The following is a 26,585-nucleotide window of genomic DNA, read 5'->3' on the forward strand; positions in this document are numbered from 1 at the left end:
TGCGGAGGGCACACCCGAATGACGGAACGGTGCAATCTGGAAAAATATACGCGGCGCTGACAGTCAGATCGCCAGAGAGCAAATGCTCGCACAGTTCGTGCTTGCCAAACCTGCTTTCTATCCATCATGCGCCCGCCGTACGCACTCTCTTCCCACACTACCCCATTATTATAATATAGTAAGGGGGTATGGGGGCCATGCCCCCATGTTTACCAATGGCCCTTGACCTTTGCCCTTGACCTTTGCCCTTGACCTTTGCCCTTGACCTTGCCCTTCCCCCTCCCCCTGTCCATATCTTGATGATAACTTTGGGATAAGCGGTGCGCAGAGCGTGGATAACAAAAACTGCGGGGCAAAAATGACAGTGCAAAACCAGGCCGCGGGCAGGAGTTATGCACAAAACCAGGCAGTTTTCCACGTTTCAGCCACAGTATTTGGACAGGAATTGCACAATGCGGAGCGCCGAAAAACCGCGTCAGTAAGCCAAAAAATGCGAAACTGACACTATCAACAGCCCCTACTATTACTACTACTATATTCTATATTTTATAGGTATCACAAAGGAGAGAACAAATGAAGTTTACCTGCAACAAAGAAGAACTTGTGAAAGGCATCAATATCGTCATCCGGGCAGCGTATGCCAAATACCAGAAATCCATCCTGGAATGCATCCATATTGTGGCCAGAGACGGGCGGCTGACGCTGGATGCTTTTGATACGACCACGGCCATCAAAACGGCGATTTATGCGGAAGTGGGCGAGCCGGGGCAGACGGCCATTCCTGCGCGGATTTTCTACGACATCGTCTCCAAATTCCCGGCCGGGGAAATCTGCTTTGAGCGGGAAGGCTCGACGATTCTTGTCAAAGGGGAAAACAGCAAGGCCAGCCTGCAGGAGATGGATGCCGAGCAGTTCCCCTCGTTCCCGGCGCTGGAGGGCGAGCAGCTCACGATAAACCGGCGGGTTTTTCGGGAGATGGTGGACAAGACTGCCTTCTCGGCCTATATCGGCGAGGACAAGCCGATTTTCACCGGCCTGCTTTTTGAGACAGACCCGGATGCCGGCAGGATTCACGTGGTAGGCATCGACGGCATCCGTCTGGCCAAAAACTCCGCGCCCATCTCGTGCAAGGAGAAGCTGCGGGCGGTCATCCCGGCCAAGACGCTCAAAGAGGCTTCCCGCATCATTGGCGACGAGGACAGCGACATCAGCCTGTATTTTGCCCAGGGCGCGTTCTTCATCACCTGTGAGGATACCATCATCTATACCCGTCTGCTGGACGGCGAGTTCATGAACTACGAGAGCATCATCCCCCGGGAGTATAAGACCCGGGTGCGCATCGAGGGCAAGATGATTGCCAGAAGCCTGGAGCTGGTGCTGGTTTTGGCCAAGGAGGACGGCAGCAACCTGATTCGCATGGAGATTGGCAACTCCTCGCTGAGGCTGGGTTCGGCATCTGAATACGGCGTGGCACAGGACGAAGTGCCCATTTTCATGGAGGGCGAGGTGCTCAAAATCGCCTTCAACGCCAAGTACCTGCTGGACGTTTTCCGGGTGGTGGAGGACAAAGAGGTGTTTATGGAGTTCGACAGCCGCCTCAAGCCCTGCGTCATCCGTCCCATCGAGGGCGACAAGTTCCTCTATCTCGTGGTGCCTGTCAACGTGGCTTCCTAGGGGGAAGGGTTAAGGGCAAGGTCAAGGGCGATGGGTAAACATGGGGGCCAAGGTCAAGGGCTTCTCTTAGCCATGGGGGCAACGCCCCCATACCCCCATGACTGGGATACGAAAATGGGAAAGCATATACCCATGCCAAGTAATGGGGTATGGGGCGCTGCCCCATGATGACCCATCGCCCTTGACGCATCGCCTGTGCGAGCATTTGCTTTTTGGCAAACTGATTGCCAGCGGCGTGTGCGGAACTGACAGGTTCTGCTGTTCTATCATTCGGGTGTGCCCTCCGCAGGAGTCGGGTATAGAAATGAGAATACGGAAAATCGCCCTGAAAGATTTTCGCGGGTTTTCCCGGCTGGAGCTAGATGGCTTTTCAAAGAAAGTCAATGTGCTCATCGGGAAAAATGCCCAGGGCAAGACCAACTTCATCGAGAGCATCAATTATCTCTCCTGCGGGAAATCCTTCAGGGGCGCTTCTGGTGCGCAGATGGTGCGGGAAGGCTGCGAGATTTGCGGCATTCGGGCGGAGTATTCCAAAAAAAGCCACAACGGGAAGGTGGAAGTGGTTCTGCAAAAAGACGGCAGGCGCAGCATCAAGGTCAACGGCCTGCCTGCCCGGCGCATGGCCGAGTTGATGGGCGTGGCCAACTCCATCGTGTTCGCGCCCGAGGATTTGCAGACGGTCAAAGGCTCTCCCCAGCTGCGGCGGCGCCTGATGGATATCGAGATTTCCAAGATGCGCACGGCCTACTACCTGGAACTGCAAAAATACTACACGATTTTAAAGAATAAAAACAAGATTTTGAAGGCGCAGAAGATAGACGACGCCCTGCTTTTAGTATACAACGAGGCGCTTTGCCAGAGCGCGGAGTATATCATGAAAAAGCGGGAGGTGTTTGTGGCCAAGCTGGAGCAGGCGGCCGGGGAGATTTTCTCGTTTTTGGCGGGGGGCGAGGAGCTGGCCATCCGCTACCGGGCCTGCGCCGGGCTGGGGCATCTGCCGGACAGCATCGCTTTCAAGCTGCAATCGGCCGAGCGCCGGGAGAAGGAGCTGCATACGGCCATGGTCGGCCCGCACCGGGAGGATTTGGAAATTTTAATCAACGGCAGAGACGCCCGGCTCTATGCTTCCCAGGGGCAGCAGCGCACGGCCATGCTGGCCATCAAGCTGGGGTGCGCGAAAATCGCTCAGGAGGCCACGGGCGAGGCGCCGATTTTGCTGCTGGACGACGTTTTTTCCGAGCTGGATATTGGGCGGCGGGAGCGGTTGCTTTCGCTGACCGGCGAGAACCAGGTTTTCATCACGGCGACAGACGCCGCCGGCGTGGAGGGGTTCGCCGGGGTGCAGTTTTTCCAGGCCGAGGAACACCGGATTGCCCCGGTGGGATGAGGGAAAAAGGGCAAGGTCAAGGGCCTTGGGTAAACATGGGGACAATGCCCCATACCCCTTTACTAAGGAAATGGGCAGTGTGAAAATAAAATTTGTGCGGCGGACAGTGCATGGAAAAGCATTTGCCCTCTGCCAGGCCAGCTTCCAGCGCCGTGTGCGGCGATAGCAGGCTCCGCCGTCCCACCAATCGGGTACAGCGGCGCGTGTATTTCTTCCAGGTTGCGCTATCCCGTCATTCGAACATCGTTTCCGGGGAAATAGAATGTGGATAACTTTTTATAAAAACGGCTAAAAACTCGAAGTTTTGCTTCGGTGCAATCACGATGTGTGCAAAAAAGTGCAGAGTGCGGCGTTGACATCTGAAAAAAATATTGCTATAATAACCTCACGGCATTACCCGAGGCAGAGCTTCGGATGCCTGAGAGGCTATTGAACCGCGCATTGCTCCACTTCGCCGCAATGCGAAAATAAGGAAGCAAGCCTTTGGCTTGCGCTTAGGCGGTATCATAACCTCATCACGGCGTTTGCCATAGGTGTTGCGCCTGGCGCGGCCCTATTCTTTGCCCCGATGCGGAGAGGTGTCCGAGGGGTTTAAGGAGCTGGTCTTGAAAACCAGTGATACCGAAAGGTACCGTGGGTTCGAATCCCACCTTCTCCGCCATTTTTTCGGAGCAGGCAGGATGCCGCGGCAGTAAAATAAATTGTCTTTGATTCGGAGATGTACCCAAGTTGGCCGAAGGGGCTCCCCTGCTAAGGGAGTAGGATGCGTGAAGCGTCGCGAGAGTTCAAATCTCTCCATCTCCGCCATGTCGGAGCAAGCGATATAAAGCTTGCTCCGATTTTTTATAAAAATTGGAGTGTACTTATGCTGCTCCTCCTCTTTCGCAGCTACGGCTGTTCGCCTGCAATCGCTCTCACAACGCCTTCGCGGCGCTGCCAACTTTTTGCGAGTTACGAGAGTTCGACTCCCGCCTCCGAAAAGCCGAAAATATCTTTTTCATGTGGCTTAGGCACGTCGGAACGAGTTATGCCCGTTCCGATTTTTTATTTTTAAAGAAAAATTGTCCATTCTTCTTTTTAATTGCAAAATATCCGCAGTCTTCACAAAATTCTATCTTTTTATCGCCTTATTCCGGCCTTTCTGCAAAAAAAGTGCATTTTCAGTCTCTTGGTCTGCCGACTTTTTTGCTGAATGTGCGTTTTTCTTTCTTGCTTGACATCTCTTCCCTCTTTCATTAGAATATCTCTTGGCGCTCCTGCGGAGGGCGATACCCGATTGAGGGGAATGCGGAACCTGCCAGTCTTGCACGCGCCGCTCTACCCGAACGGCAGAACACAGGAAACTTTTATGTTTGTCCGCGCCGCTGTCGGTCAGTCTGCCAGAGAGCAAATGCTCGCACGGGCTCTGCCCGCCGCACAAAATCCATTCCCGCACTATCCCATTTATTATCCCTAGTAAGGGGGGTATGGGGGCCTGCCACACCCGAATGCTGGGGCGGTGAAACTTGCCGGCCCTGCACGCGAAGCTGAAAGTTACTTGTCCATTTGGCGCATACTCCCCCATTTATTTTTCACCTGGGGTATGGGGGCGTGCCCCCATGTTCACCCATGGTCCTTGACCTTTTGCCCCATGTTAACCAACAGCCCTTGAACTTGACCTTTTCCCTATAGAAGGAGATAGAATGAACGCATATCAGAGCGGCAAAAAAATAGACTGCCATACGCATATTTATAACGAGCAAATCCGCGCCGAGTATTTCTCGCGGACGAGCGGCTATGCCATCGTCATGCAGCTTCCGGAGCGCATCCTGCCCAACCCAGACTGCGCCAAAACCGTCATGAGCGACCCCCGGCTGTTCCTCTGCCCCTGCATCGATTTGAAGCAGCCCATCCCGCCCCAGCTGGCCGCAATAGAGCCGAATCTGGAAAAGCACAAGGTGGTGGGCCTGAAGATTTACCTGACGTATCAGCAGGGCCGGGCCAGCGACGAAGCCCTCCTGCCGGCCTACGAGTTTGCCAAAAAGCACGGCCTCTCGGTTACTTTCCATACCGGCCTTTGCTCGCTGGTGCTGCCCTCGGACGGCGATATGGAGGGCTCGGATGCGCGCTATATCGGAAAAGTTGCCCAGAAGTTCCCGGAAGTCAACTTTGTCATCGCGCATATGGACGACCCCCGCTTTACCGACTGCATCCGCATCGTCTCCCAGCATGAAAACCTGTTTACGGATTTCTCCGGCGCCTACGAGACGGGCACCAAAGAGGGCGGAGACGTCGCCGGGGCGATTGCGACGTTTGCCGCGGCCATCCATTCCCAGCCGGGCATGGCGCGCAAGATTCTCTACGGGACGGATTTTTGCCCGCCTATCAACCTGGGCCGGCTGGCCGAATACGACCAGAGCATCGAAGAGATTTTCCCAGAAAAGGATTTTCCTTCCATTTATTACGAGAACTGCTTGCGGGCCTTCCCGCGGCTCAAAAAATACCTCAAGGAAAGTGATTTGCTATGAAGAAGTTTCTAAAATCTTTTACGCCCTACCAAATCGGCTATCTGCTCGTCGTGTTTTTGCTGACGGCGCTGTTCATCCTCTTCCTGCCCGACCTCATGCTGGACGACATGAGCAACACGCTGGTAGTCGTCTGCTCGGTGGTCGCGACGCTGGCCAACCCGCTCTGCGAGCTGCTCATCTCCAAGCAGAGCAAGTGGAACTTCATGGTGGATATCTTCTTCATCGAGCTCCCCGAGCTGGTCATTTGCCTGGCCATGGGCTGGTATACCATCGCCATCGTAACCATGTTTTTCTGGATTCCCATCGATATTTTCAGCTTCCGGCAGTGGACGCGCCATCCCGACAGCCAAGAGGAGGAGCTGACCGTCGTCAAGCGGCTTTCCTGGAAGCAGGGCGCGCTGGCGGTTCTGGCGATTCTGGCATTCGGTTTTGGCGTGGGCTATCTGATTTCCATGCTGCCCGGCGCGGCAGATTCGTATCTGGATGCGCTTTCCGCGGCATTCGGCATGGCCAACGGCATTTTGCTGCTGCTGCGCTACAGCGAGCAGTGGTACGCTTGGCTTATCACGCTGGTGCTCTACGCGGTTTTATACATCTCTTCCGGGACGTATATCATGCTCATCACCGTTGCCGCCATGCTCGTCAACACCTGCTACGGTTTTACTAGGTGGCTGATTTACACCAAGAAGCACGCCGCGCAGGAGGGGTAAGGTCAAGGGCGAAGGGTAATCATGGGGGCAAGCCCCCATACCCCCTTACTTATCATAATGGGATAGTGCGGGGATGGATTTTGTGCGGCGGGCAGAGTATGTGCGAGCATGTAATTCCTGGCAAACTGACTGTCAACGTCGTGTGCAGAACCGACAGGTTACACATTCCCGCCAATCGGGTATAAAAAAGCTGATGCATCATAAAAAGATTGCATCAGCTTTTTTCTTTCTATTGTTTTATCTTCATTATAAAAAATAAACTAAATTTCATCCATTTTTATCGTGCCGTTTGCTTTCTCAAACTCCGCAACATGTTTTTTCATAAGAATTTCCAACTCCCGGTTGGCCGAGCGTGCGTTATAATCTGCAACAAAGCGAAATTTCTTTAATAACTCTTCATTTACTCTTAATGTGAATTTGGCCGTATTCGTTGTCATAGTACCCTCCTTATATCCTATTATGCCGTCATTATGCCGTTAAAAAATATATTGACGGCATAATGACGGCATAATATAATAATCTTATATTCTTTTATGAAAAAAGCTGTATAAAAAGGAGGAAAACCATGTTTGAAATTCAAAAAGGGGCAGGAGCAATCCGCGTTAAAACAATTCGCCTTCCAGATGAGCTTTTTCGGCATCTTGACGAGCTTGCCCGGGAGAACGGCATTTCTATGAACGCTTTGATTCTGCAATGCTGCAACTACGCATTATGCAGTATGGAAAAACAGCGGCAAGAAGGATAGGAAAAAGAACAGCACAGACTCCTCTGTGCTGTTTTTTATACCCGAATGATAGGGCAGTGAAAACTTGCTATTTCCGCACGCGCCGCTGCCAATCATTTTGTCAGTTAGCGCATGCTCGCACACTCCTGCGGAGGGCGCACCCGAATGGAAGGAATGTGGAACCTGCCAGTTCTGCACGCGGTGCTGCATCCGAATGATAGAGTGGAAAAATCTGGCAGTTCTGCACACGTCGTTGCTAGCCAGTTTGTCAGAAAGCGCATGCTCCCCCATTCTCTGCCCGCCGCACAAAATCCATTCCCGCACTATCCCATTTATCATCCCCAGTAAGGGGGTATGGGGGCCTGCCCCCATGATTAAGAATGGCCCTTGACCTTCGCCCTTTCCCTTTTCCCTGGCCGTCAGCCGAGCAAATCCTCCTCGTGCTTGAGCATGCGCTCCTCGTAGCCATCCAGCTTCCAGTCCAGGCGCTCCAGCGTGTTGTTCAGCTCCTCAATGCGGGCGACAATCTGCTCCCGTTGCTTTAAAAGCAGCTCCTTGCGGGCCTGAATCGTGGCCGGGCCCATGTGAAACAGCCGGATATATTCCCCCAGCGTCTCGATAGAAATGCCCGCATCCCGCATACATTTGATATAGGAAACCCACTTGCAGTCCTGCTCCGAATAATCCCGGATGCCGCCTGCCGTGCGCCCGACATTGGGCAGCAGCCCGATTCTCTCATAATAGCGCAGCGTATCCGCGGATACGCCGTATTGTTTGCTCACCTGCGCAATCGTCATCTTTGCACTCCTTTCGCTTGCTTCTACCTCTAAATTATCACTTAGAGCCGGCTCTAGGTCAAGCTCTTTTTGCAGATTTGGCAGAGCATAAAAAATTTTTTACTTTTTCCAAAAAACTTCTTGACTTGGAGTCAGCTCCATATATTATGCTGTATGCATCAAAGATTTTGGGAGGAAGAAAATGAGCGTATTTGAAGAAAAAATCATGGGATTTGGGTGCATGCGCTTGCCGCTTAACAATGCGGAGGATGCAACCTCTTTTAACTACCCGCTGATTGAGCGGCTTTTCGATACTTTCCTGCAAAAGGGGTTCACCTATTTCGATACTGCCTACACCTACCACGGCTATCACGGCGAGGAGGCCGTGCGCGAGGCGCTGGTGCGGCGGCATCCGCGGGATAGCTTCCAGCTGGCGACCAAGCTGCCGCTGCGGGATTTTAGGGATGCGGCGGATATGGAGAAGATTTTTGCAGAGCAGCTGGAGCATTGCGGCGTCGATTATTTCGATTTCTATCTGCTGCATAATATGGGCACCAATGTGTATTCCAAATGCTGCAAATACGATGCGTTTGGCTTTGTGCAGCGCAAAAAGGCCGAGGGCAAAATCCGCCATGTGGGCATGTCGTTCCACGATACGCCCGAGCTGCTGGAAGAGATTTTGGAAAAGCACGGCGATGGGCTGGATTTCATTCAGCTGCAAATCAACTATGTGGATTGGGAGCAGCCCAATGTGCAATCCCGCCGCTGCCTGGAAATTGCAAACCGTTATGGCAAGCCGGTGAGCGTGATGGAGCCCTGCAAGGGAGGCACGCTCGTCAACCTGCCCGAGGCGGCGCTGGCCTGCCTGAAGGAGCATAACCCCGCGGCTTCTGCTGCCAGTTGGGCGCTGCGCTTTGCCGCCAGCCAGGAAGGCGTCTTCTGTGTGCTGACGGGCATGAACGCCATGGAGCAGCTGGAGGACAACACGGCAACCTTCTTGCCCTTTGTTCCTCTGAGCCAGGAGGAGCGCGCCGTTATCGACAAGGCCACCGAGATTATCAACGCAAACACGCTAGTCCCCTGCACGGGCTGCGAATACTGCACACACGGCTGCCCGAAAAACATCGCCATTCCGCAGTATTTCGCGGTTTACAACAGCGCTGCGCGCAACACCGGCGGTTTTTCCAGCCAGGGTGTTTACTACAACAACCTTGCCCAGACCCACGGCAAGGCCAGCGACTGCATTGGCTGCAAGCAGTGCGAGCGCGCCTGCCCCCAGCATTTGCCCATCGTGGATTATTTGAAGGATGTGGCCGAAAAGCTGGAGAGCTGGGCTCCGCCTGCGCGGAAGTAGGAAAGGAAAAGCCAAGGGCGAAGGGTAAGGGTCAAATTCAAGGGTAAGGGGTAATCATGGGGGCAAAGCCCCCATACCCCCTCACTGGGGATAATAAATGGGATAGTGCGGGGATGGATTTTGTGCGGCAGGAAGAGACTGTGCGAGTATGTGCCCTCTGGCAAATTGACTGCCAGCGGCGCGTGCGGAATTGACAGGTTTTGCATTCCCGCCATTCGGGTATAGAAAAGGAGAATAAAATGTCGACAATATTTATCACAGGGGCTTCCTCTGGAATCGGAAAAGAAACCGCAAAGCTTTTTGCGCAAAAAGGATGGCATGTAATTGCCACCATGAGAAATTTACAGCGGGCTGGCGAACTTGGGGAGATGGAGAACATTTCCATTCTTCCGCTCGATTTGACAGACCCCGGCCAGATTCGCGATACCTGTGCCAAAGCCTTGGAAGAATACGATGTGGATGTGCTGTTCAACAACGCAGGCTATGGTATTATGGCGCCCTTTGAGCGGCTTTCGGAAAAAGCGATCCGAGAGGTTTTTGATGCGGACGTCATCGGAACCATGCTTGTTACCCAGCAGTTTATCCCGCATTTTAAAGCAAGAAAAGCCGGCGCTATTCTGACGACAACTTCCCTGGCCGGAATTATCGCCCTGCCAAAAGACGGAGCATACGGCGCCGCCAAACGCGCCCAGCAGGGGATGCTGGAATCGCTCTACTATGAGTTAAAGCCCTTTGGCATCGCAGTGAAGGCCATCATTCCCGGCGCAACCAAGACGAACTTTCAAACCCCGGTCAACGACAGAACCGGATACGAGAATGCCGCACAGCGCCAGCATGAGTATCTGAAAAATGGGCATACGGCATTTCCCGGCCCGGAGGAGGCCGCGCAGACTGTTTGGAGCGCCGTTCACGACGGCAAAGACCAAATCAACTATCCTGCCGACCATATCTGTCAGGAGCTTTACGACCAGTATACTCAGATGGGAATGGAGGCTTTCAAATCCTATTTTTACGATCTGCTCTATGGCCAGGAAGTGCAGGGCTAAACATGGGGTAAAGTTTAAGGTCAAGGGCGAAGGGTCAAGGTCAAGGGCTTCTTCTAAACATGGGGCTTCGCCCCATACCCCCTTACTATAAAAATAGAAAAGCTGGTGCAATCTTTTTTATAATTGCACCAGATTTTTTATACCCGAATGGCAGAATGCAGGAACCTTTTATTTTTGTACGCGGCGCTGGCAGTCAGTCTGTTAGTTAGCGCATGCTCTCCCATTCTCTGCCCGCCGCACAAAATTTATTCCCGCACTGCCCCATTTATCATCCCCAGTAAGGGGGTATGGGGGCTTGCCCCCATGGTTAAGAGTGGCCCTTGACCTTTTGCACCCATATTTACCCATCGCCCTTGACCTTAACACCCCTGCATCAAATCGGCCAGGGTGATGGAATCAAAATAATCGTGCGCCAGCTGAGCAAAGCCGCGCCACATGCCGATGGTGCGGCAGCCCTGCTCCCTGGGGCAGGGCTTTGCGCCGGGAGCAAGGCAGGCCACCGGGGCAAACTCGCCCTCGGTCAGCCGCAGAATATCGCCTGCGCGGCAATTTTCCGGCAAAACGGCCAGCCGATAGCCGCCCCGCTTGCCGGAAAGCCCTTTCAAATAGCCGGCCTTGGCCAGCGCAGGGACAATCTGCTCCAGGTATTTGGGGGAAATGCCCTGCCGGGCGGCAATCTCCTTCATGGGCACATACCCGTCGCCCTGGTGTTCGGCCAGGTCGATTAAAAACCGCAGAGCATAGCGCCCGCGCGTGGAAATCATCATGCGCCCTTCCTCCTACTGCTCAAAAAGCGGCGTGGAGAGATAGTGGTCGCCGGTATCCGGCAGGAGAACGACGATGGTCTTGCCGCGGTTTTCCGGGCGCTTTGCCAGAGTGATGGCCGCCGCGGCCGCCGCGCCCGAGGAGATGCCCACCAGCACGCCCTCGCTCCTGCCAATCTGCCGGGCGGCGTCGAACGCCTGCTCGGTGGTAATCTGCAAAATCTCGTCGTAAACCGCGGTGTTCAGCGTTTTGGGGACAAACCCGGCGCCGATGCCCTGGAGTTTATGCGGCCCGGCCGCGCCGCCCGAAAGCACAGGGGAATCCGCCGGCTCGACTGCCACAATCTTCACCCCCGGCTTTTTGCTTTTGAGATACTCGCCCACGCCGGTAATCGTGCCGCCCGTGCCCACGCCGGCCACGAAAATATCCACGCCGCCGTCCGTATCCTCCCAGATTTCCGGGCCGGTGGTCTTGCGGTGCGCATCCGGGTTGGCGGGGTTGGTAAACTGGCCGGGAATAAAGCTCCCGGGAATTTCTGCCGCCAGCTCTTCGGCTTTGGCGATGGCGCCGTTCATGCCCTTCGCCCCCTCGCTTAAGACTAGCTCCGCGCCATAGGCTTTCATGAGCTGCCGCCGCTCGACGGACATGGTATCTGGCATGACGATGATGGTTCGGTAGCCCCTGGCCGCGGCCACTGCCGCCAGGCCGATGCCCGTATTGCCCGAGGTGGGCTCGATGATGACAGAGCCTTCCCGGAGCGCGCCGCTCTGCTCGGCCTGCTCGATCATCTCGGCCGCCACGCGGTCTTTGACAGACCCTGCCGGGTTCAGGTATTCCAGCTTGGCGACGACTTTCGCCTCAAGCCCGAGTTTTTTCTCCAGGTTTACCAGCTCCAGCAGCGGCGTTTTGCCGATGAGCTGCTGGGCGGATGTATAGATATTTGCCATAATAATCTCCTTTCGGGATGTAAGGTCAAGGGCGATGGGTAATCATGGGGCAAAGCCCCATACCCCATTACTAAGGAGTGGGGTCATGCCTCACCCGATTGATAAATATGCGGGTGCTGTTCTTGCCGCACGCGCTCCTGCGGAGGGCGATACCCGATTGATAGAACCGGGAACCTTTTATTCTTGCACGCGGTGCTGGCGGCTGGCCGGTCAGCGGGCAAATGCTCTCCCGTGCTGTGCGGCGAAGGTCAAGGGCGGTTTCTTAACATGGGGCTTCGCCGCACCCGATTGACAGGAATGCAGAATCTGCTAGTTCGGCACGCGAGGCCGAAAGTCGGTTTGGCAGACAATACATGCTCGCACAGGCTGTGCTTTTCCGCACACGCTGTCTCCGTATGCCGTGCCCGCCGCACGCATTTTCTTCCCGCACTATCCCATCAATATATATGTAGGGGGTATGGGGGCTGTGCCCCCATGGTTAAGAGTGGCCCTTGACCTTGCCCTTCTTCCCCTATTTTACCGCGTCGAACCCGCGCTGTAAATCGGCGAGAATGTCGTCGATGTGCTCGGTGCCGATGGAGAGGCGGATGGTGCCCGGGGTGATGCCCTGGTCGGCCAGCTCCTGGTCGGTGAGCTGGCTGTGGGTGGTGGTAGCCGGGTGGATGACCAGGCTCTTGACGTCTGCCACGTTGGCCAGCAGGGAGAAAATCTTCAGGTTGTCGATAAACCGAAACGCCTGCTCCTGGCCGCCCTTGATTTCGAATGTGAAAATCGAGGCGCCGCCGCGCGGGAAATACTTCTCATACAGCGCGTGGTCGGGATGGCCGGGCAGAGCCGGGTGGTTGACGCGCTCCACCAGCGGGTGCTTTACTAGAAATTCCAGCACCTTTTTGGTGTTCTCCGCGTGCCGCTCCAGCCGCAGGGAGAGCGTCTCGATGCCCTGGAGCAGCAGGAACGCCGCGAAGGGCGAGAGCGTCGCGCCGGTATCCCGCAGTAAAATCGCCCGGATATAGGTTACGAACGCCGCCGGCCCGGCCGCCTGGGTGAAGGAGACGCCGTGGTAGCTGGGGTTTGGCGCGGCGATGGCCGGGTAATTGCCCGAAGCCGCCCAGTCGAACTTGCCCGAATCCACGATGATGCCGCCCAGCGTCGTGCCGTGGCCGCCCAGGAACTTGGTCGCCGAATGCACGACGATATCCGCCCCATGCTCGATGGGCCGGAGCAGATAGGGCGTGCCAAAGGTGTTATCCACGACCATGGGCAGGCCGTGGGCGTGCGCCAGCGCCGACAGCGCGTCGATATCCGGAATGTCGCTGTTGGGGTTGCCCAGCGTCTCGATATAGATGGCCCGGGTGTTTGGCCGGATGGCCGCCTCGACCTCCTCAAGATTATGGATATTCACGAAAGCCGCCGTGATGCCAAAGCCGGGAAGCGTATGCGCCAAAAGGTTGTAGCTGCCGCCGTAAATGGTCTTTTGGGCGACGATGTGCCCGCCGTTTTGCGCCAGGGCCTGAATCGTATACGAGATGGCGGCGGCGCCGGAGGCCAGCGCCAGCGCGGCCACGCCCCCTTCCAGCGCGGCGACCCGCTTTTCCAAGACATCCTGGGTGGAGTTGGTCAGCCGGCCGTAGATGTTGCCCGCGTCCGTCAGGTTAAACCGGGCGGCGGCGTGCGCGCAGTCGCGGAAGACGTAGGAGGTGGTGGCGTAGATGGGCACGGCTCGGGCGTCTGTGGCGGCGTCCGGCGTTTCCTGGCCTACGTGCAGCTGTAAGGTTTCAAATTTGTATTCACTCATGGTCATCGGTTCCTTTCTGGTGATAAGGTCAAGGGCGGGTTCTTAACATGGGGCTCCGCCCCATACCCCTTTACTGGGCAATGGCGTGGCGCGAAAATGCGAAGGTCAAGGGCCGCTCTTAATCATGGGGCAAAGCCCCATACCCCATTGCTATCTTACTAGAATGGGATGGTGCGGGAAGAAAATGTGTGCGGCGGGCATGTGTTCTCTGGCAAAGTAATTTCCGGCTTTGTCTGCGGGATTGCCAGCTTTCGATGCCCCATCATTCGGGTCTACCACATTCGGGTACATCGGCATGTGCCGGGAAGCAGAGAACGGGAGAGCATTTGTTTTCCGGCAAACTGACTGCCAGCACCGCGTGCAGTAACAGCGATTTTACAGCCCTGGCAATCGAGTATGCCCTCCGCAGGAGGTGCTGCGCACGGCATACGGAGACAGCGCGTGCGAAAAAGCACAGCCTGTGCGAGCATTTGCTTTCTGGCAAACTGACTGCCAGCACCGTGTGCAGTAACAGCGATTTTGCAGCCCTGGCAATCGGGTATGCCCTCCGCAGGAGTTTCAGCTTCGCGTGCAGTGCTGACAGGTTTTACAGCTCTGTCATTCGGGTATTTCGGGTGTAGAAAGTGCATTTTGTTTTCACCTACCTTTTAACTTGGTAGAATTATACTGCGATTCACCTACTAAGTCAATAGGGTAAAAAGAAAATTTTTACAAAACCGGCTGGCTTGATTCGCCTGCCAGGCCATGTTATGCTTAAAAAAGCAGAGGAGGGAAAAAATGGAGATTCGCATAATGCGGCTGGAAGATGAGCCGCAGAAAAAGGAGCAGGCAGCGCGCTGGTTTCACGAAAAATGGGGCGTTCCCCTGGAGGCGTATTTGCAGAGCATGGAGGAGAGCCTGGCGCAGAGCGGGCCGGTTCCCGCCTGGTATCTGGCGCTGGAGGGCGGGCAAATCCTCGGCGGGCTGGGCGTGATTGAGAACGATTTTCACGAGAGGAAGGATTTGGCGCCCAATATCTGTGCGGTTTATGTGGAGGAGCGTGCGCGCCGGAGGGGGATTGCCGGGGCGCTGCTGGAATACGCCTGCGCAGATATGAAGGCTCGGGGCATTTCCCGGCTCTATCTGCTCACAGACCACACGAGCTTTTACGAGCGCTACGGCTGGGAGTTTCTCTGCATGACAAGGGAGGAGCAGGGCGGCCTGGCTCGGGTGTATGTGCATCAGGCATAGCGGGAGAAGGGCAAGGGAAGGTCAAGGGAAGGTCAAGGGAAGGTCAAGGGAAGGTCAAGGGAAGGTCAAGGGAAGGTCAAGGGCGATGGGTAATCATGGGGCAAAGCCCCATACCCCTTTACTAAGGGATGGGATGGTGCGAAAATAGCTTTTGTGCCGGCGGGCAGAGAATGAGAGAGCATATGCCCTCTGGCAAGCTGGCTTTCAGCCCCGCGTGCGGGGATGGCAGACTCTACCCCCTTCATTCGGGTGCGCTCTCCGCAGGAGCGTACGGTCGGCACGGCCTGTGAGGGCATGTACCCTCTGGCAAATTGGCTTCCGGCGGCGCGTGCAGTCCTGCCAGGCTGCTGTGTTCTATCATTCGGGTGTAGGAGCGCGCGGTTGGCACGGCCTGTGAGGGCATGTGCCCTCTGGCAAGCTGGCTTTCAGCCCCGCGTGCGGGGATGGCAGATTCTACCCCCCTTCATTCGGGTGTAGGAGCGCGCGGTTGGCAGAACCTGTGAGAGCATGTGCCCTCGGGCAAGCTGATTGCCAGCGTCGCGTGTAGTGCTGAAAGGTTCCACCGCCCTATCAATCGGGTATAGAAAAGCTTGACGTGAAGCTTGCTTTAAGTGTTATGATAAAATCATAAAGCAAGCAAAAAGGCCGCGCGGCCTTTGGAAAGGAAAGAAAATGAAAGTTTTAATGCTGAACGGCAGCCCCCGGGCAAAGGGCAACACCAGCATCGCCCTGCACGAGATGGAGCAGGTTTTCGCGCAGGAGGGCATCGAGACCGAGATTTTGCATATCGGCCAGAAGGATATCCGCGGCTGTATCGCCTGCATGTCCTGCAAAAAAACCGGCAAATGCGTGTTCGACGATTTGGTCAACGAGATTGCCCCGAAGTTCGAGGCTTGCGACGGCCTTGTGGTGGGCAGCCCGGTCTACTACGCTTCTGCCAACGCGACGCTGGTCGCCCTGCTGACCCGGCTATTTTACAGCACGCGCTTTGACAAGAGCATGAAGGTGGGCGCCAGCGTGGTGGCGGCGCGCCGGGGCGGCCTTTCTTCCACGTTCGACGAGCTGAACAAGTTTTTCACCATTTCAGGCATGCCCGTGGCTTCCGGCCAGTATTGGAACAGCATCCACGGCGGCGAGCCGGGCGAGGCAGTGCAGGACGGCGAGGGCCTGCAAATCATGCGCACGCTGGCCCGCAACATGGCGTTTCTCATGAAGAGCATCGCCCTTGGCAAGCAGGAGTTTGGCATTCCCGAAAAAGAGCCTTTCTGCCGGACCAACTTCGTTCGGTAGCCCTGGCGGGCGGCCGCACCCGAACGATAGGAATGTGCGGCCTGCCATGCTGGCTCGCGGGCACGGAAGTTGGTTTGCGATTGCATAGGTTGGGGAGGTCAAGGGCGATGGGTAATCATGGGGGCAATGCCCCCATACCCCCATATTCTTATGATAACAGGATAGTGCGGTAAGAAAGGCTGTGTGGTGGGCAGAACATGAGAGAGCATTTGCCTTCTGGCTGGCCGACTCCCAGCTCCGCGTGTAGAATTGACAGATTCCACATTCCTATCATTCGGGTATGCCCTCCGCAGGAGAGAGCATGTGCTTTCTGGCAAACCCGCTGACAACATCGCGTGCAGGGCTGGCAGCTTCCCCTGCCCTATCATTCGGGTGTGGCAAGTCCCCATACCCCTCTACTATATTATGATAATGGGATAGTGCGGCGGGCAATTCGGTTTGCAGAAAACGCTTTCCCCTTATCCCAAAAGTTTTTGGGGTTTTAGGGGTATTTTTTCAAAAATACCCCTATGTCCTTGACCTTCGCCCTTGACCTTCCCCTCCGCATAAAATTTCCATTTTTGCAGAGGCTAAGCCAAAAAGCATGAAAAGAGGTAACTAGTATGATCAAAGCGGCAATGTTCGATACAAAATCCTTTGATAAAGAGTCCTTTGCGCCCCTGGCCGAAGAGGCCGGCATCAGCATCAAGTATTTCGAGACCAAACTCGGGGCAGATACGGCGGATCTCGCCCGTGGCTACGATACCACCATCACCTTCGTCAACGACGACCTCAGCGCCGAAGTCATCGGGAAGCTGAAGGAGTGCGGCGTGCGGCTGCTGGCCCTGCGCTGTGCCGGGTTCAACAACGTGGACTTGAAGGCGGCCAGCGGGCAGATCCCCATTGCGCGCGTCCCGGCCTATTCCCCGCACGCCGTGGCCGAGCACGCCATGGCCATGTTGCTGGCGTCTGTGCGGCGCATCCACAAGGCCTATAACCGCACCAAGGATTTCAACTTCAGCCTTTCCGGGCTGACGGGCTTCGACCTCTACGGCAAGACGGTGGGCGTCATCGGCACGGGCAAAATCGGCCGGTGCTTTATCGATATTTGCCGGGGCTTTGGCATGCAGGTTCTGGCCTACGACCCCTATCCCGCCCAGGGCAGCGATATTTGCTACGTCCCCCTGGCCGAGCTGTTTGAAAAGAGCGATATTATTTCCCTGCACTGCCCGCTGACCCCGCAGACCGACCATATCATCGATGCGGCGGCCATCGCGCAGATGAAAAAGGGCGTTTTTCTCATCAACACCTCCCGCGGCGCGCTCATCGATGCCGAGGCGCTGCTTTCGGCCATCAAGGACCGGCATGTGGGCGCGGCCTGCCTGGATGTTTACGAGGAGGAATCGGATCTGTTTTTCGAGGACTACTCCGGCCACATCGTGGAGGACGACACGCTGGCGCGGCTCATCACCATGCCCAACGTGCTCATCACTTCCCACCAGGCGTTTCTGACGCAGGAGGCTCTGCACAACATCGCCAAGGTTACGCTCAAGAATATTTCGGACTTCTTCGAGAAGGGCGAGATTGAAAACGAGGTCAGCTACGACAAGATGAAGGGCTAGGGAAAAAGGTCAAGGGCTATTGGGCAAACATGGGGGCATAGCCCCCATACCCCCTTACTAGAAATAATAAAAGAGCGAGTGCAATTTACTTATTAGGCACTGGCTCTTTTTATTTTCTGGGAAATTTAGAAAAAAATGGAAGATAGAGGGGCGCGCTCTTCCTCCTGCCGAAGACCAGCAATTTTTTGCTGCTCTCCTATTCTTCCTCAAACGGCTTCAAGTACTTCAGCGAATACTTGCAGCATTGCAGCACAAGGAAATTGAAGGAAATTCCGTTTTCTTGGGCGAGCTGGGAGAGCCTTTCGAAAAGCGCTTCAGGAAAGCGTATAGTTCGAAATCTGCTCGGACCATACGGCCCCTTATCAATTTGAAACAACTTAATTTTCCTTTTCGGCCGGTTTCCAATGCTGGCAGGCCGGCTCTTCGGTCTTTCTCTTTTTGCATCGGGGGTAGACGCAATGCCCATAGTGAAGCGGAGAGTATTTCCGCGCCCGGCGAATATAGTGCAGGCGAAAATGCTTGCAGTTTCCACAGGTCTTTTCTTCCATAACAGCATCCTTTCGGCTATGTATAGCCTAATAGTAGCACACATAGCCTATAAAGTCCAATAAAATTGGTTATTCTATAGAAAAAGCGGAGAGGAGGCTGGCATGGATACTGTTACGGCAATTAAGAACCGCATTTTGCTTCTTTGCGAAGAGCGGGACATGAGCATCAACCGCCTGGCGACAGTTTGCGGATTGCCGCCTTCCAGTATCAAAAATATTTTGTATGGGAAAAGCCAGAATCCAAAGATACTTACGGTTAAGATGATATGTGATGGGCTGGGCATCACGCTTGGAGAATTTTTCAGCACGCCGGAGTTCGATGCTCTGGAGCAAGAGATAAAATAGCCGGAATCCTATGGTTTGGATTCCGGTTTTTTATTTGGGAGCAAAAAGCAAAAGGTCAAGGGCGAAAGGGCTTCTATGTGGCGCAAATTTCAAAGGCCGTGCAGAGTCCGACCAACCGTTGGCTCAAAAAGGATTTGCCTTGTTACTTTTGGCGCAAAAGTAACCAAAACGTGGGGGTGGACACACCTGCGGGATAATGCAGATGGCCGCAAGGCCATCACCCCCCAGAAAGCAAGTGTGCTTTGGAAGGTTATCTTCCGCGTGTGAAACACCCCCACACCCCCGGCTCTGTTCATCCCTAGCCTCAAGTCTCCCGCCATAGCTGGAGCAATTCCCGCTTGTCTATGATATGTGAATCCTTCCAGATTTTGATATAAACAGAAGAGCGAAAAAACCTATAAAAATAAGCGTATTTTTTATTTCCCAAAAAATAAAAGAGCCAGTGCAATTTTATCATCGTGCACTAGCTCTTTTTTATACCCGATTGGCAGGACGGCAAGACCTGCCAGCCCTGCACGCGCCGCTGAAAGCTGTTCATCCATTCGGCACATGCTCTCCCATTTTCTTATCCCCAGTAAGGGGGTATGGGGGCTATGCCCCCATGGCTAAGAGAAGCCCTTGACCTTTTCCCCATGTCATCCAATGGCCCTTGACCTTTCCCTTTTCGCCCTACTCCTCGGCGTCCTCCCCTGCGGCGTCGTCCTCCTCCATGGGCGGGAGCTTTGCGGCGCTGACGACCCTGCCGCCCTGCTCCATGCGCATGAGCCGCACACCCTGAGCCGAGCGCCCGAACACGGAAATCTCGTCCGAGTTCATGCGGATGATGACGTTGCTATCATTAATCAGCATGATATCCTCGTGGCTGTGCACAGCCAGAAGCGAAACCAGCTTGCCCGTCTTTTCCGTGATGTTCATGGTCCGGGCGCCAATGCCGCCGCGGGTCTGCTCGCGGTATTCGTCGGCCGCCGTCCGCTTGCCGTAGCCGTTTTCCGAGATGACGGCGACGTATTGGTCCTCCTCCAGCCGGGATGCGCCGATGACCTCGTCGCCCTCCCGCAGCTTGATGCCCCGCACGCCCACAGCCACTCTGCCCATGGGGCGCACGTCGCCCTCGTGGAAGGCGATGGCCATGCCGTCCCGGGAACCGATGATGACCCGGTCGTCGCCGTGGGTGCGCAGCACGGAAATCAGCTCGTCGCCCTCGCGGATGGCGATGGCGATCAGGCCGTTCTGGCGGATGCGGGAGAAAGCGCTCATGGCCGTCTTTTTGATGACGCCCTGGCGCGTTACCATCACGAGATTCGAATCATCCTCGAATTTCTCCACTGGGAACACGGCCGAAACCTTCTCGCCGCTCTCCAGCGAGAGCAGGTTGACGATGGCCATGCCCTTGGCCGTGCGCCCGGCCTCGGGAATCTGGTAGCATTTTTTGACGTAGACCTTGCCCTTGGTCGTGAAGAAGAGCAGGTAGTTGTGCGTGGAAGTCGCGAAAACGTCCTCGGCGAAGTCCTCTTCTTTGGTGGCCAGCGCGGTGATGCCCCGGCCGCCCCGCCGCTGTGCCCGGTAGTTATCCGAAGCCGTGCGCTTGATATAGCCGTGGTGCGTCAGGGTTACGACCATCTCCTCCTCCTGGATGAGGTCGTCTGCGTCCACCTCGTCCTCGTCGATGGTGATCTCGGTTCTGCGGTCGTCGCCGTAGCGGTTGACGATATCCGCCAAATCCTCCTTGATGATGTCGTCCACCATGGAGGGGTTGTTCAGCACGTCGTGGTAATACTCGATTTTGCTCATGAGCGCGGCGAACTCCTCTTCCAGGCGGTCGCGCTCCAGGCCGGTGAGCCGCTGGAGCCGCATATCCAGAATCGCCTGAGCCTGCACCTCGCTAAAGCCGAAGCGCTCCATCAGCGCCAGCCGCGCCGTGCCGCCGTCCTTGCTGGCCTTGATCGTCGCGATGATCTCGTCGATGCTGTCCAGCGCTTTTAGGAGGCCCTCCACGATATGCGCCCGCTTCTCGGCCTTTTCCAGGTCGAACCGGGTGCGCCGGGTGATGATCTCCCGCTGATAGTCCACGTATTCGACGATGATTTCCTTCAAATTGAGCACTTTCGGCTCTGTGCCCACCAGGGCGATCATGATGACGCCGAAGGTCGTCTGCATCTGGGTGTGCTTATAAAGCTGGTTTAGGATGACGTTGGCATTGAAGCCCTTTTTGAGATCCACCACCACGCGCATACCCTGGCTGTCCGATTCGTCGTTGGCGTCGGCGATGCCCTCGATGCGCTTCTCGTGCGCCAGCTCCCGGATATTGGCCACCATCATCTCTTTGTTGACCTGGTAGGGAATCTCCGTGATGACGATGCGCTCCCGGCCGTCTTTTTCCACCTCAATTTCGGCCTTGGCCCGCACGCGGATCTTGCCGCGCCCGGTGCGGTAGGCCTGGCGGATGCCGGATACGCCCACGATTTGCCCGCCCGTCGGGAAATCCGGCCCGGGGATATAGTCGATTAAATCTTCGACGGTGAGATCCGGGTTGTCGATATACGCGTCGATTGCCCGGACGACTTCGCCCAGGTTATGCGGCGGGATGTTGGTCGCCATGCCCACGGCAATGCCGCCCGTGCCGTTGACCAGCAGGTTGGGGAACCGGGCGGGCAGCGTTACCGGCTGCTTTAAGGAGCCGTCGAAGTTATCCGTGAAGTCCACAGTATCCTTATCGATATCGCGGACCATTTCCATGGAAATTTTGCCCAGCCTTGCCTCGGTATACCGCATGGCCGCGGCGCCGTCGCCGTCCACCGAGCCGAAGTTGCCGTGGCCGTCCACCAGCAGGTAGCGGGTGGAGAAATCCTGCGCCATGCGCACCAGGCTCTCGTAGATGGCCGTATCGCCGTGCGGGTGGTATTTACCCAGCACGTCGCCCACGATGCGCGCGCACTTCTTATGCGGCTTATCCGGCGTGATGCCCTGCTCGGCCATGGAATAGAGAATTCTTCTGTGCACGGGCTTTAAGCCATCGCGCACATCCGGCAGCGCGCGGTTGATGATAACCGCCATGGCATAGGAGATGAAGCTCTTCTTCATCTCGCCGCCCAGGTCTACCGGGATGATTCTCGAAAGATTTTGGTTTTTCTCGTCCATTTTCTACCTCTATACTCGATTGATAAGTTCGTTTAACCTTTTAGGATTGCTCGCGCTCAGCCAGCCGGTTTGCCAGGGGGCAAGTTACTCGATTCAAAGGTTCGTGTAAATTGTCATTTCCGCCCGCGCTGCACCCGAATGCTGGGAATGTGCAATCTGTCGCCCTGCACGCGGCGCTGTTGGTCAGTTTGCCAGAGGGCAAATGCTCACCCGTAGCTGTGCGCATCAAGGGCCATTCCTAAACATGGGGTTTCACCCCATACCCCAATACTCCAAAAATTGCAGGATTGGCAAAAAGCAGATGGTTTCTATCTTATGTGCCGTATATTTTGAAGGGCTAAGGCAAGTTCAAAGGCTTCTATTTGGCGCAAATCTCCCAGGTCGTGCAAAATCCGACCATCGGTCTGTTCATAAGCCTTTCTTCTTGTTACTTTTGGCGCTCCTGCGGAGGGCACACCCGATTGCTGGGAATGTGGAGCTTTCTTTCGCTGCACACGGAGCTGAAAGTCAGCTTGCCCGAAAACGCATGCTGGCACAGTCTCTGCCCGTCACGCGCGCTGCCTCCGTATGCCGTGCGCAGCACCGTGGGGGTGGGATGTGCGATAGAGGATGTTGGAACCTTCTAAAATCTGCCGCACAAGCAATTCTGGAAGAAACTGTAAGTCGGTGCCGCCGTACATACACCCCCACACCCCCAAACGGCGCATTTCTAGCCTCGAGTTTGCTGATGGGAAGCACGTTTCTTCCTATACCCGATTGATGGAACACAGCAATCTGCCGGTCCTGTACACGCCGCTGAAAATCAGCCAGCCAGATGGCGAATGCTCTCCCATTTCCTGCCAACCACGTATACTTTCTTTCCACGCTATTCCCTTATCATAATATAGTAAGGGGGTATGGGGGCGATGCCCCCATGTTTACCCATAGCCCTTGACCTTAACGCCCTTAATCCCTTTCCCTTAAATATCCAGGGTATCCTTATCCACAAGCCTGGAGTTCTCCTCGATAAAGACGCGGCGCGGGTCGACCTCCTCGCCCATGAGAATGGTAAAAACCTCGTCGGCCTCGATGGCGTCGTCCAGGGAGACTTGCAGGAGCGTCCGATGCTCGGGGTCCATGGTGGTCTCCTTGAGCTGGGAAGCGTCCATCTCGCCCAGGCCCTTGTAGCGCTGGGTGTCGATGCCGTCGCCCATCTCGGCCACGATGCGGGCCCGGTCTGCCTCGGTGTAGGCGTATTGCACGTTCTTGCCCTTGGCCAGCTTGTAGAGCGGCGGCTGGGCGATGTAAACATGCCCCTGCTCGATAATCGGCCGCAGGAACCGGTAGAGGAAGGTCAGCAGCAGCGTCCGAATATGGCTGCCGTCCACGTCCGCGTCCGTCATGATGATGATTTTGTCGTAGCGCAGGCGGGAGAGGTCGAACTCCTCGCCGATGCCCGTGCCAAAGGCGGTAATCATGGCGCGGATTTCCGCGTTGCCCAGGGCCTTGTCGTAGCGCGTCTTTTCCACGTTCAAAATCTTGCCGCGCAGGGGCAGGATGGCCTGAGTCTTGCGGTTGCGGCCGCTCTTGGCGCTGCCGCCTGCCGAATCCCCCTCGACGATGAAAATCTCGCGCTCGGAGACGTCTTTGCTCGTGCAGTCGGCCAGCTTGGCGGGCATGGAGAAGACGCCGCTCTTTTTGCGCGTCATGTCCCGGGCTTTGCGGGCGGCTTCTCTGGCGTTCATGGCCAGGATGCACTTTTCCACAATGCGCTTGCCGTTTTTGGGGTTTTCCTCCAGATATTCGGAAAGCCCGGTATAGACGATGTTGTCCGTGAGCGTGCGCATATAGCTGTTGCCCAGCTTGGTTTTGGTCTGCCCCTCAAACTGCGGGTCGGGCAGCTTGACGGAGATGACCGCCACCAGCCCCTCCCGGATATCCTCGCCCGAGAGGTTCTCGTCCTTCTCTTTTAACAGGTTGTATTTTCTGGCGTAGTCGTTCACGGCCTTGGTCAGCGCGCTCCGAAAGCCGGTCTCGTGGGCGCCGCCCTCGTGGGTGTTGATGTTGTTGGCAAAGCTGTGGACGTTTTCGCTGAAGCTGTCGTTATACTGCATGGCGACTTCCACAATTCCCATGCCCTTCTGGCCAGACATATAGATGGTCTCGTCCAGCAGCAGGGTTTTGTTGCGGTTTAGGTATTCGACGAAGCTCTTGATGCCGCCCTCGAACTCGTAGACCTGCTCCACCGGCTTTTCACCCCGCTCGTCCCGCAGGGTGATGCAGATGCCTTTGTTGAGGAAGGCCATCTCCCGGAAGCGGGAGCGCAGCAGGTCGTAATCAAAGGCTACGGATTCGAAAATCTCCGGGTCCGGGAAAAACTCGATTTGCGTGCCCGTCTCGTCCGAAGGGCCCAGGTCGGTGAGCTCGGAAGTTGGGTGCCCCATGGAGTAGCTCTGGGTGACAACCCGGCCGTCCCGCCAGATGGTCGCAATCATTTTGGTGGAAAGCGCGTTGACGACGGATACGCCCACGCCGTGCAGGCCGCCCGAGACTTTATACCCCTCGCCGCCGAATTTGCCGCCCGCGTGCAGCATGCAGACCGCCACTTCCAGCGTCGTCCGCCCGGTTTTGGGGTGGATGCCCGTGGGGATGCCCCGGCCGTTATCCTTAATTCTGGCGCTGCCGCCCGCCGTCAGGGTTACTTCGATATGCGTGCAAAAGCCAGCCATGGCCTCGTCTATCGAGTTGTCCACAACCTCGTAAATCAGGTGGTGCAGGCCGCGGCTGTCCGTCGAGCCGATATACATGCCCGGCCGTTTGCGCACCGGCTCCAGCCCCTCCAGAATTTGGATTTGGCTTTCGTCGTAGTCGTTTTCCTGGTGGTTTTGCAGATTTTCTTTCTCTTGCATTGTTTTCTCCATTTTTTATACTCGATTGCTAGGATGCAGTAATCTTTTGATTTCTCACGCGCTGAGTCAGTCAGTTGCTCTCTCCTGCGGAGGGCGTACCCGATTGCTAGGGCGGCGGAGCTTGTCAGTTCCGCGCGCGGTGCGTTGACTTGTTTGTCAGGGGGGAAATGCTCTCTCCTGCGGAGGGCATACTCGAATGGCGGGATGGATGGAAAAATCTGTCGGCGTCGCACGCGAAGCCGCCAGCTAGCTTGCCAGAAGGCAAATGCTCGCACATAATGTGCCTGCCGCACAAAATTTATCTCCGCACTGCCCCATTTATCATCCCAAGTGTCGGGGGTATGGGGGCGCGCCCCCATGTTTCCCCATCGTCCTTGACCTTTGCCGATGCCGGGTATTTCCTGAAAAGAGGGTATGGGGGCAAAGCGCCCCCACGCTTCGGAAGGCACGCGGCCTTCCCCTCCCGCCTGCCGGAGTTTCTGGCTTCTGCCAAAATGCGCCCGGCAAACTTGGTTTTTGCTCACTCTTATTATACACCATAATTGGGAAATTTGAAAGTTTTTTCTTATTCTATATATATGGGTACTCACCCCGCCTCCAAAACTCTCACACGGCATTTTCGCTCCTGCGGAGGGCATGCCGCACCCGAATGTCAGAACAGTAGAATTTGTCGGCCCTGCACGCGAAGCTGGAAGTCAGTTAGCCAGAAGGCAAATGCTCGCATAGACTGCGCCGCCCCGGGCAACTTTATATGAATAAGTCAGCGGGGTATGGGGCGGAAGCCCCATGTTGACCAATGTCCTTGACCTTCTGTACCCGAATGGCAAAACAGCAGAAACCGCCAGCCCTGCACGCGCCGCTGAAAATCAGCTTGTCATTTGGCAAATGCTCTCCCGTGCTTCGCGGGGCAGGAGCGATTCTTTCACATGGCCCGCCTTATGATGAAAAACGCCTCATGGGCGTCTATTTTCCGCATTTCCCAGTGAGGGGGATTACTCATCGCCCTTGCCCTTTTCCCGTGAAAGAAGAGCCATAACCTCGAATGTTATCCTGCGTTGCTTGCAGCAACGGGCAGTTTTGGTGATAATAGTGTCAAAAGAAAGGAGGCGTCCTTTGATGCTGAATGAAAATATCAAAGCGATTAGAAGAGCCAAAGGGCTTTCGCAGGAAGAGCTTGCGGTTAAGCTGAATGTGGTGCGGCAGACAATCTCCAAATGGGAGCAGGGTTTGTCGGTTCCCGATGCCGATTTGCTGCTCTCCCTGGCAGAAGCGCTGGAAACGCCCGTCAGCACTCTGCTTGGAGAGACGGTTGCCCAGCCGGAGACAGATGATTTAAAAGCCATTTGTGAAAAGCTGGAGGTAATCAATTTGCAGCTTGCCCAAAGAAAGGCCGCCAGAAGAAAACTGCTGTTTTGGCTATGCGTCTTATTGTGCGCGGCTATTGTCGCGATTTTTGCGGCATTGGTTGTGCTGCGCGGCCCTTATCTGGGCTGGGATTACAGCGACCCGGAACTTGCCATCGCCGGAACAGCTTTTCACGCGTTTGAATGGCTGTTTGTCAGGACAGCGCCGATTCTCCTGATAGCCGCAGTCGCGGGAATTTTTCTGACGTGGAAGAGGAGATAGAATCGCCCGGCTTTTCAGAGTATCATTCGGATTTTCCCCGGCAGGTGCGGCGTGGCCTGCCCGCTTCCCATTGCGGGATACGGAGCGGGGCCCCATGCCAAAGTGCGCCCTTCCTGCGCCGTCCGCGGGAGCTTTTGCTGATGGGTACAGTCTGTGCGAGCATGTGCTGACGAGCAGGCTGACCGCCGGCTTCGCGTGCGGCGATAACAGGTTCTGCTATCCCATCAATCGGGT

21 protein-coding genes and 2 tRNA genes are annotated in these 26,585 nt (G+C 55.8%); 15 read left to right on the forward strand and 8 right to left on the reverse strand.

Features of this window, described 5'->3' with window-relative positions:
* Positions 1–573 precede the first annotated feature (573 nt).
* The 7 genes from dnaN to pnuC all read left to right on the forward strand — a co-directional run bounded on the left by dnaN (position 574) and on the right by pnuC (position 6,278).
* Positions 574–1,674: a DNA polymerase III subunit beta gene (dnaN, locus tag AALG83_08760; protein MEY8383241.1), complete on the forward strand. Its 1,101-nt coding sequence runs from the start codon at positions 574–576 to the stop codon at positions 1,672–1,674.
* 304 nt (positions 1,675–1,978) lie between these two features.
* Positions 1,979–3,061, forward strand: coding sequence for a DNA replication/repair protein RecF (recF, locus tag AALG83_08765; protein MEY8383242.1), 1,083 nt, complete (start codon positions 1,979–1,981; stop codon positions 3,059–3,061).
* Positions 3,062–3,633: 572 nt separating this feature from the next.
* Positions 3,634–3,722: transfer RNA gene (locus tag AALG83_08770), tRNA-Ser, on the forward strand.
* Positions 3,723–3,775: 53 nt separating this feature from the next.
* A tRNA-Ser gene (locus AALG83_08775) sits at positions 3,776–3,868 on the forward strand.
* A 45-nt stretch (positions 3,869–3,913) separates the two neighbouring features.
* Positions 3,914–4,300, forward strand: coding sequence for a hypothetical protein (locus tag AALG83_08780; protein MEY8383243.1), 387 nt, complete (start codon positions 3,914–3,916; stop codon positions 4,298–4,300).
* Positions 4,301–4,743: 443 nt separating this feature from the next.
* A complete protein-coding gene (locus AALG83_08785) occupies positions 4,744–5,568 on the forward strand; it encodes an amidohydrolase family protein (protein MEY8383244.1) in 825 nt (274 codons plus the stop codon).
* The gene (gene pnuC, locus AALG83_08790) at positions 5,565–6,278 is read left to right on the forward strand and encodes a nicotinamide riboside transporter PnuC (GenBank protein MEY8383245.1); all 714 of its coding nucleotides are present in this window, start codon (positions 5,565–5,567) and stop codon (positions 6,276–6,278) included. The genes AALG83_08785 and pnuC overlap by 4 nt, the downstream gene beginning before the upstream one ends.
* Before the next feature lie 260 nt (positions 6,279–6,538).
* Here the strand turns inward: pnuC and AALG83_08795 are convergent, their stop codons facing one another.
* Positions 6,539–6,715: an Arc family DNA-binding protein gene (locus tag AALG83_08795; protein ID MEY8383246.1), complete on the reverse strand. Its 177-nt coding sequence runs from the start codon at positions 6,713–6,715 to the stop codon at positions 6,539–6,541.
* Between the two features lie 128 nt (positions 6,716–6,843).
* Here AALG83_08795 and AALG83_08800 point away from each other — a divergent pair, with 128 nt between their 5' ends.
* On the forward strand, positions 6,844–7,023 hold the full coding sequence (locus tag AALG83_08800; GenBank protein MEY8383247.1) for a CopG family transcriptional regulator: 180 nt from the start codon (positions 6,844–6,846) through the stop codon (positions 7,021–7,023).
* A gap of 398 nt (positions 7,024–7,421) precedes the next feature.
* On the opposite strand, the gene AALG83_08805 is transcribed toward AALG83_08800, so the two are convergent.
* On the reverse strand, positions 7,422–7,799 hold the full coding sequence (locus AALG83_08805; protein MEY8383248.1) for a MerR family transcriptional regulator: 378 nt from the start codon (positions 7,797–7,799) through the stop codon (positions 7,422–7,424).
* A 181-nt stretch (positions 7,800–7,980) separates the two neighbouring features.
* Here AALG83_08805 and AALG83_08810 point away from each other — a divergent pair, with 181 nt between their 5' ends.
* Positions 7,981–9,132: an aldo/keto reductase gene (locus tag AALG83_08810; protein ID MEY8383249.1), complete on the forward strand. Its 1,152-nt coding sequence runs from the start codon at positions 7,981–7,983 to the stop codon at positions 9,130–9,132.
* A gap of 239 nt (positions 9,133–9,371) precedes the next feature.
* Positions 9,372–10,178 (forward strand): SDR family NAD(P)-dependent oxidoreductase, encoded by an 807-nt coding sequence (locus AALG83_08815; GenBank protein ID MEY8383250.1) that lies wholly within the window; start codon positions 9,372–9,374, stop codon positions 10,176–10,178.
* A gap of 359 nt (positions 10,179–10,537) precedes the next feature.
* Here the strand turns inward: AALG83_08815 and AALG83_08820 are convergent, their stop codons facing one another.
* From AALG83_08820 to AALG83_08830, 3 genes are all read right to left on the reverse strand, one after another.
* The gene (locus AALG83_08820; protein MEY8383251.1) at positions 10,538–10,945 is read right to left on the reverse strand and encodes an Rrf2 family transcriptional regulator; all 408 of its coding nucleotides are present in this window, start codon (positions 10,943–10,945) and stop codon (positions 10,538–10,540) included.
* A 12-nt stretch (positions 10,946–10,957) separates the two neighbouring features.
* Positions 10,958–11,890, reverse strand: coding sequence for a cysteine synthase A (gene cysK, locus AALG83_08825; protein ID MEY8383252.1), 933 nt, complete (start codon positions 11,888–11,890; stop codon positions 10,958–10,960).
* A 511-nt stretch (positions 11,891–12,401) separates the two neighbouring features.
* Positions 12,402–13,685, reverse strand: coding sequence for an O-acetylhomoserine aminocarboxypropyltransferase/cysteine synthase family protein (locus tag AALG83_08830; GenBank protein MEY8383253.1), 1,284 nt, complete (start codon positions 13,683–13,685; stop codon positions 12,402–12,404).
* A gap of 777 nt (positions 13,686–14,462) precedes the next feature.
* Between AALG83_08830 and AALG83_08835 the strand changes: the two genes are divergently transcribed.
* The 4 genes from AALG83_08835 to AALG83_08850 all read left to right on the forward strand — a co-directional run bounded on the left by AALG83_08835 (position 14,463) and on the right by AALG83_08850 (position 18,699).
* Positions 14,463–14,915, forward strand: a complete 453-nt coding sequence (locus AALG83_08835) for a GNAT family N-acetyltransferase (protein ID MEY8383254.1) — start codon at positions 14,463–14,465, stop codon at positions 14,913–14,915.
* A gap of 672 nt (positions 14,916–15,587) precedes the next feature.
* Entirely contained in the window at positions 15,588–16,205 is a 618-nt protein-coding gene (locus AALG83_08840; protein MEY8383255.1) for a flavodoxin family protein, read from the forward strand.
* A gap of 602 nt (positions 16,206–16,807) precedes the next feature.
* Positions 16,808–17,806: a 2-hydroxyacid dehydrogenase gene (locus AALG83_08845; protein MEY8383256.1), complete on the forward strand. Its 999-nt coding sequence runs from the start codon at positions 16,808–16,810 to the stop codon at positions 17,804–17,806.
* Between the two features lie 650 nt (positions 17,807–18,456).
* Positions 18,457–18,699 (forward strand): helix-turn-helix transcriptional regulator, encoded by a 243-nt coding sequence (locus AALG83_08850; GenBank protein ID MEY8383257.1) that lies wholly within the window; start codon positions 18,457–18,459, stop codon positions 18,697–18,699.
* Between the two features lie 416 nt (positions 18,700–19,115).
* On the opposite strand, the gene AALG83_08855 is transcribed toward AALG83_08850, so the two are convergent.
* From AALG83_08855 to gyrB, 3 genes are all read right to left on the reverse strand, one after another.
* Positions 19,116–19,241 (reverse strand): hypothetical protein, encoded by a 126-nt coding sequence (locus tag AALG83_08855; GenBank protein MEY8383258.1) that lies wholly within the window; start codon positions 19,239–19,241, stop codon positions 19,116–19,118.
* A gap of 127 nt (positions 19,242–19,368) precedes the next feature.
* Positions 19,369–21,837 (reverse strand): DNA gyrase subunit A, encoded by a 2,469-nt coding sequence (gyrA, locus tag AALG83_08860; GenBank protein ID MEY8383259.1) that lies wholly within the window; start codon positions 21,835–21,837, stop codon positions 19,369–19,371.
* Positions 21,838–22,796: 959 nt separating this feature from the next.
* A complete protein-coding gene (gene gyrB / locus AALG83_08865; protein MEY8383260.1) occupies positions 22,797–24,725 on the reverse strand; it encodes a DNA topoisomerase (ATP-hydrolyzing) subunit B in 1,929 nt (642 codons plus the stop codon).
* Positions 24,726–25,841: 1,116 nt separating this feature from the next.
* Here gyrB and AALG83_08870 point away from each other — a divergent pair.
* The gene (locus AALG83_08870; GenBank protein ID MEY8383261.1) at positions 25,842–26,351 is read left to right on the forward strand and encodes a helix-turn-helix domain-containing protein; all 510 of its coding nucleotides are present in this window, start codon (positions 25,842–25,844) and stop codon (positions 26,349–26,351) included.
* The last annotated feature ends 234 nt before the right edge of the window (positions 26,352–26,585 follow it).

Source organism: Christensenellaceae bacterium 44-20 (assembly GCA_041223705.1).
GTDB lineage: Bacteria > Bacillota > Clostridia > Christensenellales > Christensenellaceae > QANA01.

What these genes read in the sequence shown, in the direction of transcription:
- recF (MEY8383242.1), top strand. Translation starts at nt 1,979, where the DNA reads ATGAGAATACGGAAAATCGCCCTGAAAGATTTTCGCGGGTTTTCCCGG.
- AALG83_08830 (MEY8383253.1), bottom strand. Translation starts at nt 13,685, where the DNA reads ATGAGTGAATACAAATTTGAAACCTTACAGCTGCACGTAGGCCAGGAA.
- AALG83_08845 (MEY8383256.1), top strand. Translation starts at nt 16,808, where the DNA reads ATGATCAAAGCGGCAATGTTCGATACAAAATCCTTTGATAAAGAGTCC.
- AALG83_08855 (MEY8383258.1), bottom strand. Translation starts at nt 19,241, where the DNA reads ATGGATGAACAGCTTTCAGCGGCGCGTGCAGGGCTGGCAGGTCTTGCC.
- AALG83_08870 (MEY8383261.1), top strand. Translation starts at nt 25,842, where the DNA reads ATGCTGAATGAAAATATCAAAGCGATTAGAAGAGCCAAAGGGCTTTCG.
- AALG83_08785 (MEY8383244.1), top strand. Translation starts at nt 4,744, where the DNA reads ATGAACGCATATCAGAGCGGCAAAAAAATAGACTGCCATACGCATATT.
- AALG83_08850 (MEY8383257.1), top strand. Translation starts at nt 18,457, where the DNA reads ATGGATACTGTTACGGCAATTAAGAACCGCATTTTGCTTCTTTGCGAA.
- AALG83_08815 (MEY8383250.1), top strand. Translation starts at nt 9,372, where the DNA reads ATGTCGACAATATTTATCACAGGGGCTTCCTCTGGAATCGGAAAAGAA.
- AALG83_08795 (MEY8383246.1), bottom strand. Translation starts at nt 6,715, where the DNA reads ATGACAACGAATACGGCCAAATTCACATTAAGAGTAAATGAAGAGTTA.
- pnuC (MEY8383245.1), top strand. Translation starts at nt 5,565, where the DNA reads ATGAAGAAGTTTCTAAAATCTTTTACGCCCTACCAAATCGGCTATCTG.
- AALG83_08820 (MEY8383251.1), bottom strand. Translation starts at nt 10,945, where the DNA reads ATGATGATTTCCACGCGCGGGCGCTATGCTCTGCGGTTTTTAATCGAC.
- AALG83_08810 (MEY8383249.1), top strand. Translation starts at nt 7,981, where the DNA reads ATGAGCGTATTTGAAGAAAAAATCATGGGATTTGGGTGCATGCGCTTG.
- AALG83_08840 (MEY8383255.1), top strand. Translation starts at nt 15,588, where the DNA reads ATGAAAGTTTTAATGCTGAACGGCAGCCCCCGGGCAAAGGGCAACACC.
- AALG83_08805 (MEY8383248.1), bottom strand. Translation starts at nt 7,799, where the DNA reads ATGACGATTGCGCAGGTGAGCAAACAATACGGCGTATCCGCGGATACG.
- gyrB (MEY8383260.1), bottom strand. Translation starts at nt 24,725, where the DNA reads ATGCAAGAGAAAGAAAATCTGCAAAACCACCAGGAAAACGACTACGAC.
- AALG83_08835 (MEY8383254.1), top strand. Translation starts at nt 14,463, where the DNA reads ATGGAGATTCGCATAATGCGGCTGGAAGATGAGCCGCAGAAAAAGGAG.
- gyrA (MEY8383259.1), bottom strand. Translation starts at nt 21,837, where the DNA reads ATGGACGAGAAAAACCAAAATCTTTCGAGAATCATCCCGGTAGACCTG.
- cysK (MEY8383252.1), bottom strand. Translation starts at nt 11,890, where the DNA reads ATGGCAAATATCTATACATCCGCCCAGCAGCTCATCGGCAAAACGCCG.
- AALG83_08800 (MEY8383247.1), top strand. Translation starts at nt 6,844, where the DNA reads ATGTTTGAAATTCAAAAAGGGGCAGGAGCAATCCGCGTTAAAACAATT.
- dnaN (MEY8383241.1), top strand. Translation starts at nt 574, where the DNA reads ATGAAGTTTACCTGCAACAAAGAAGAACTTGTGAAAGGCATCAATATC.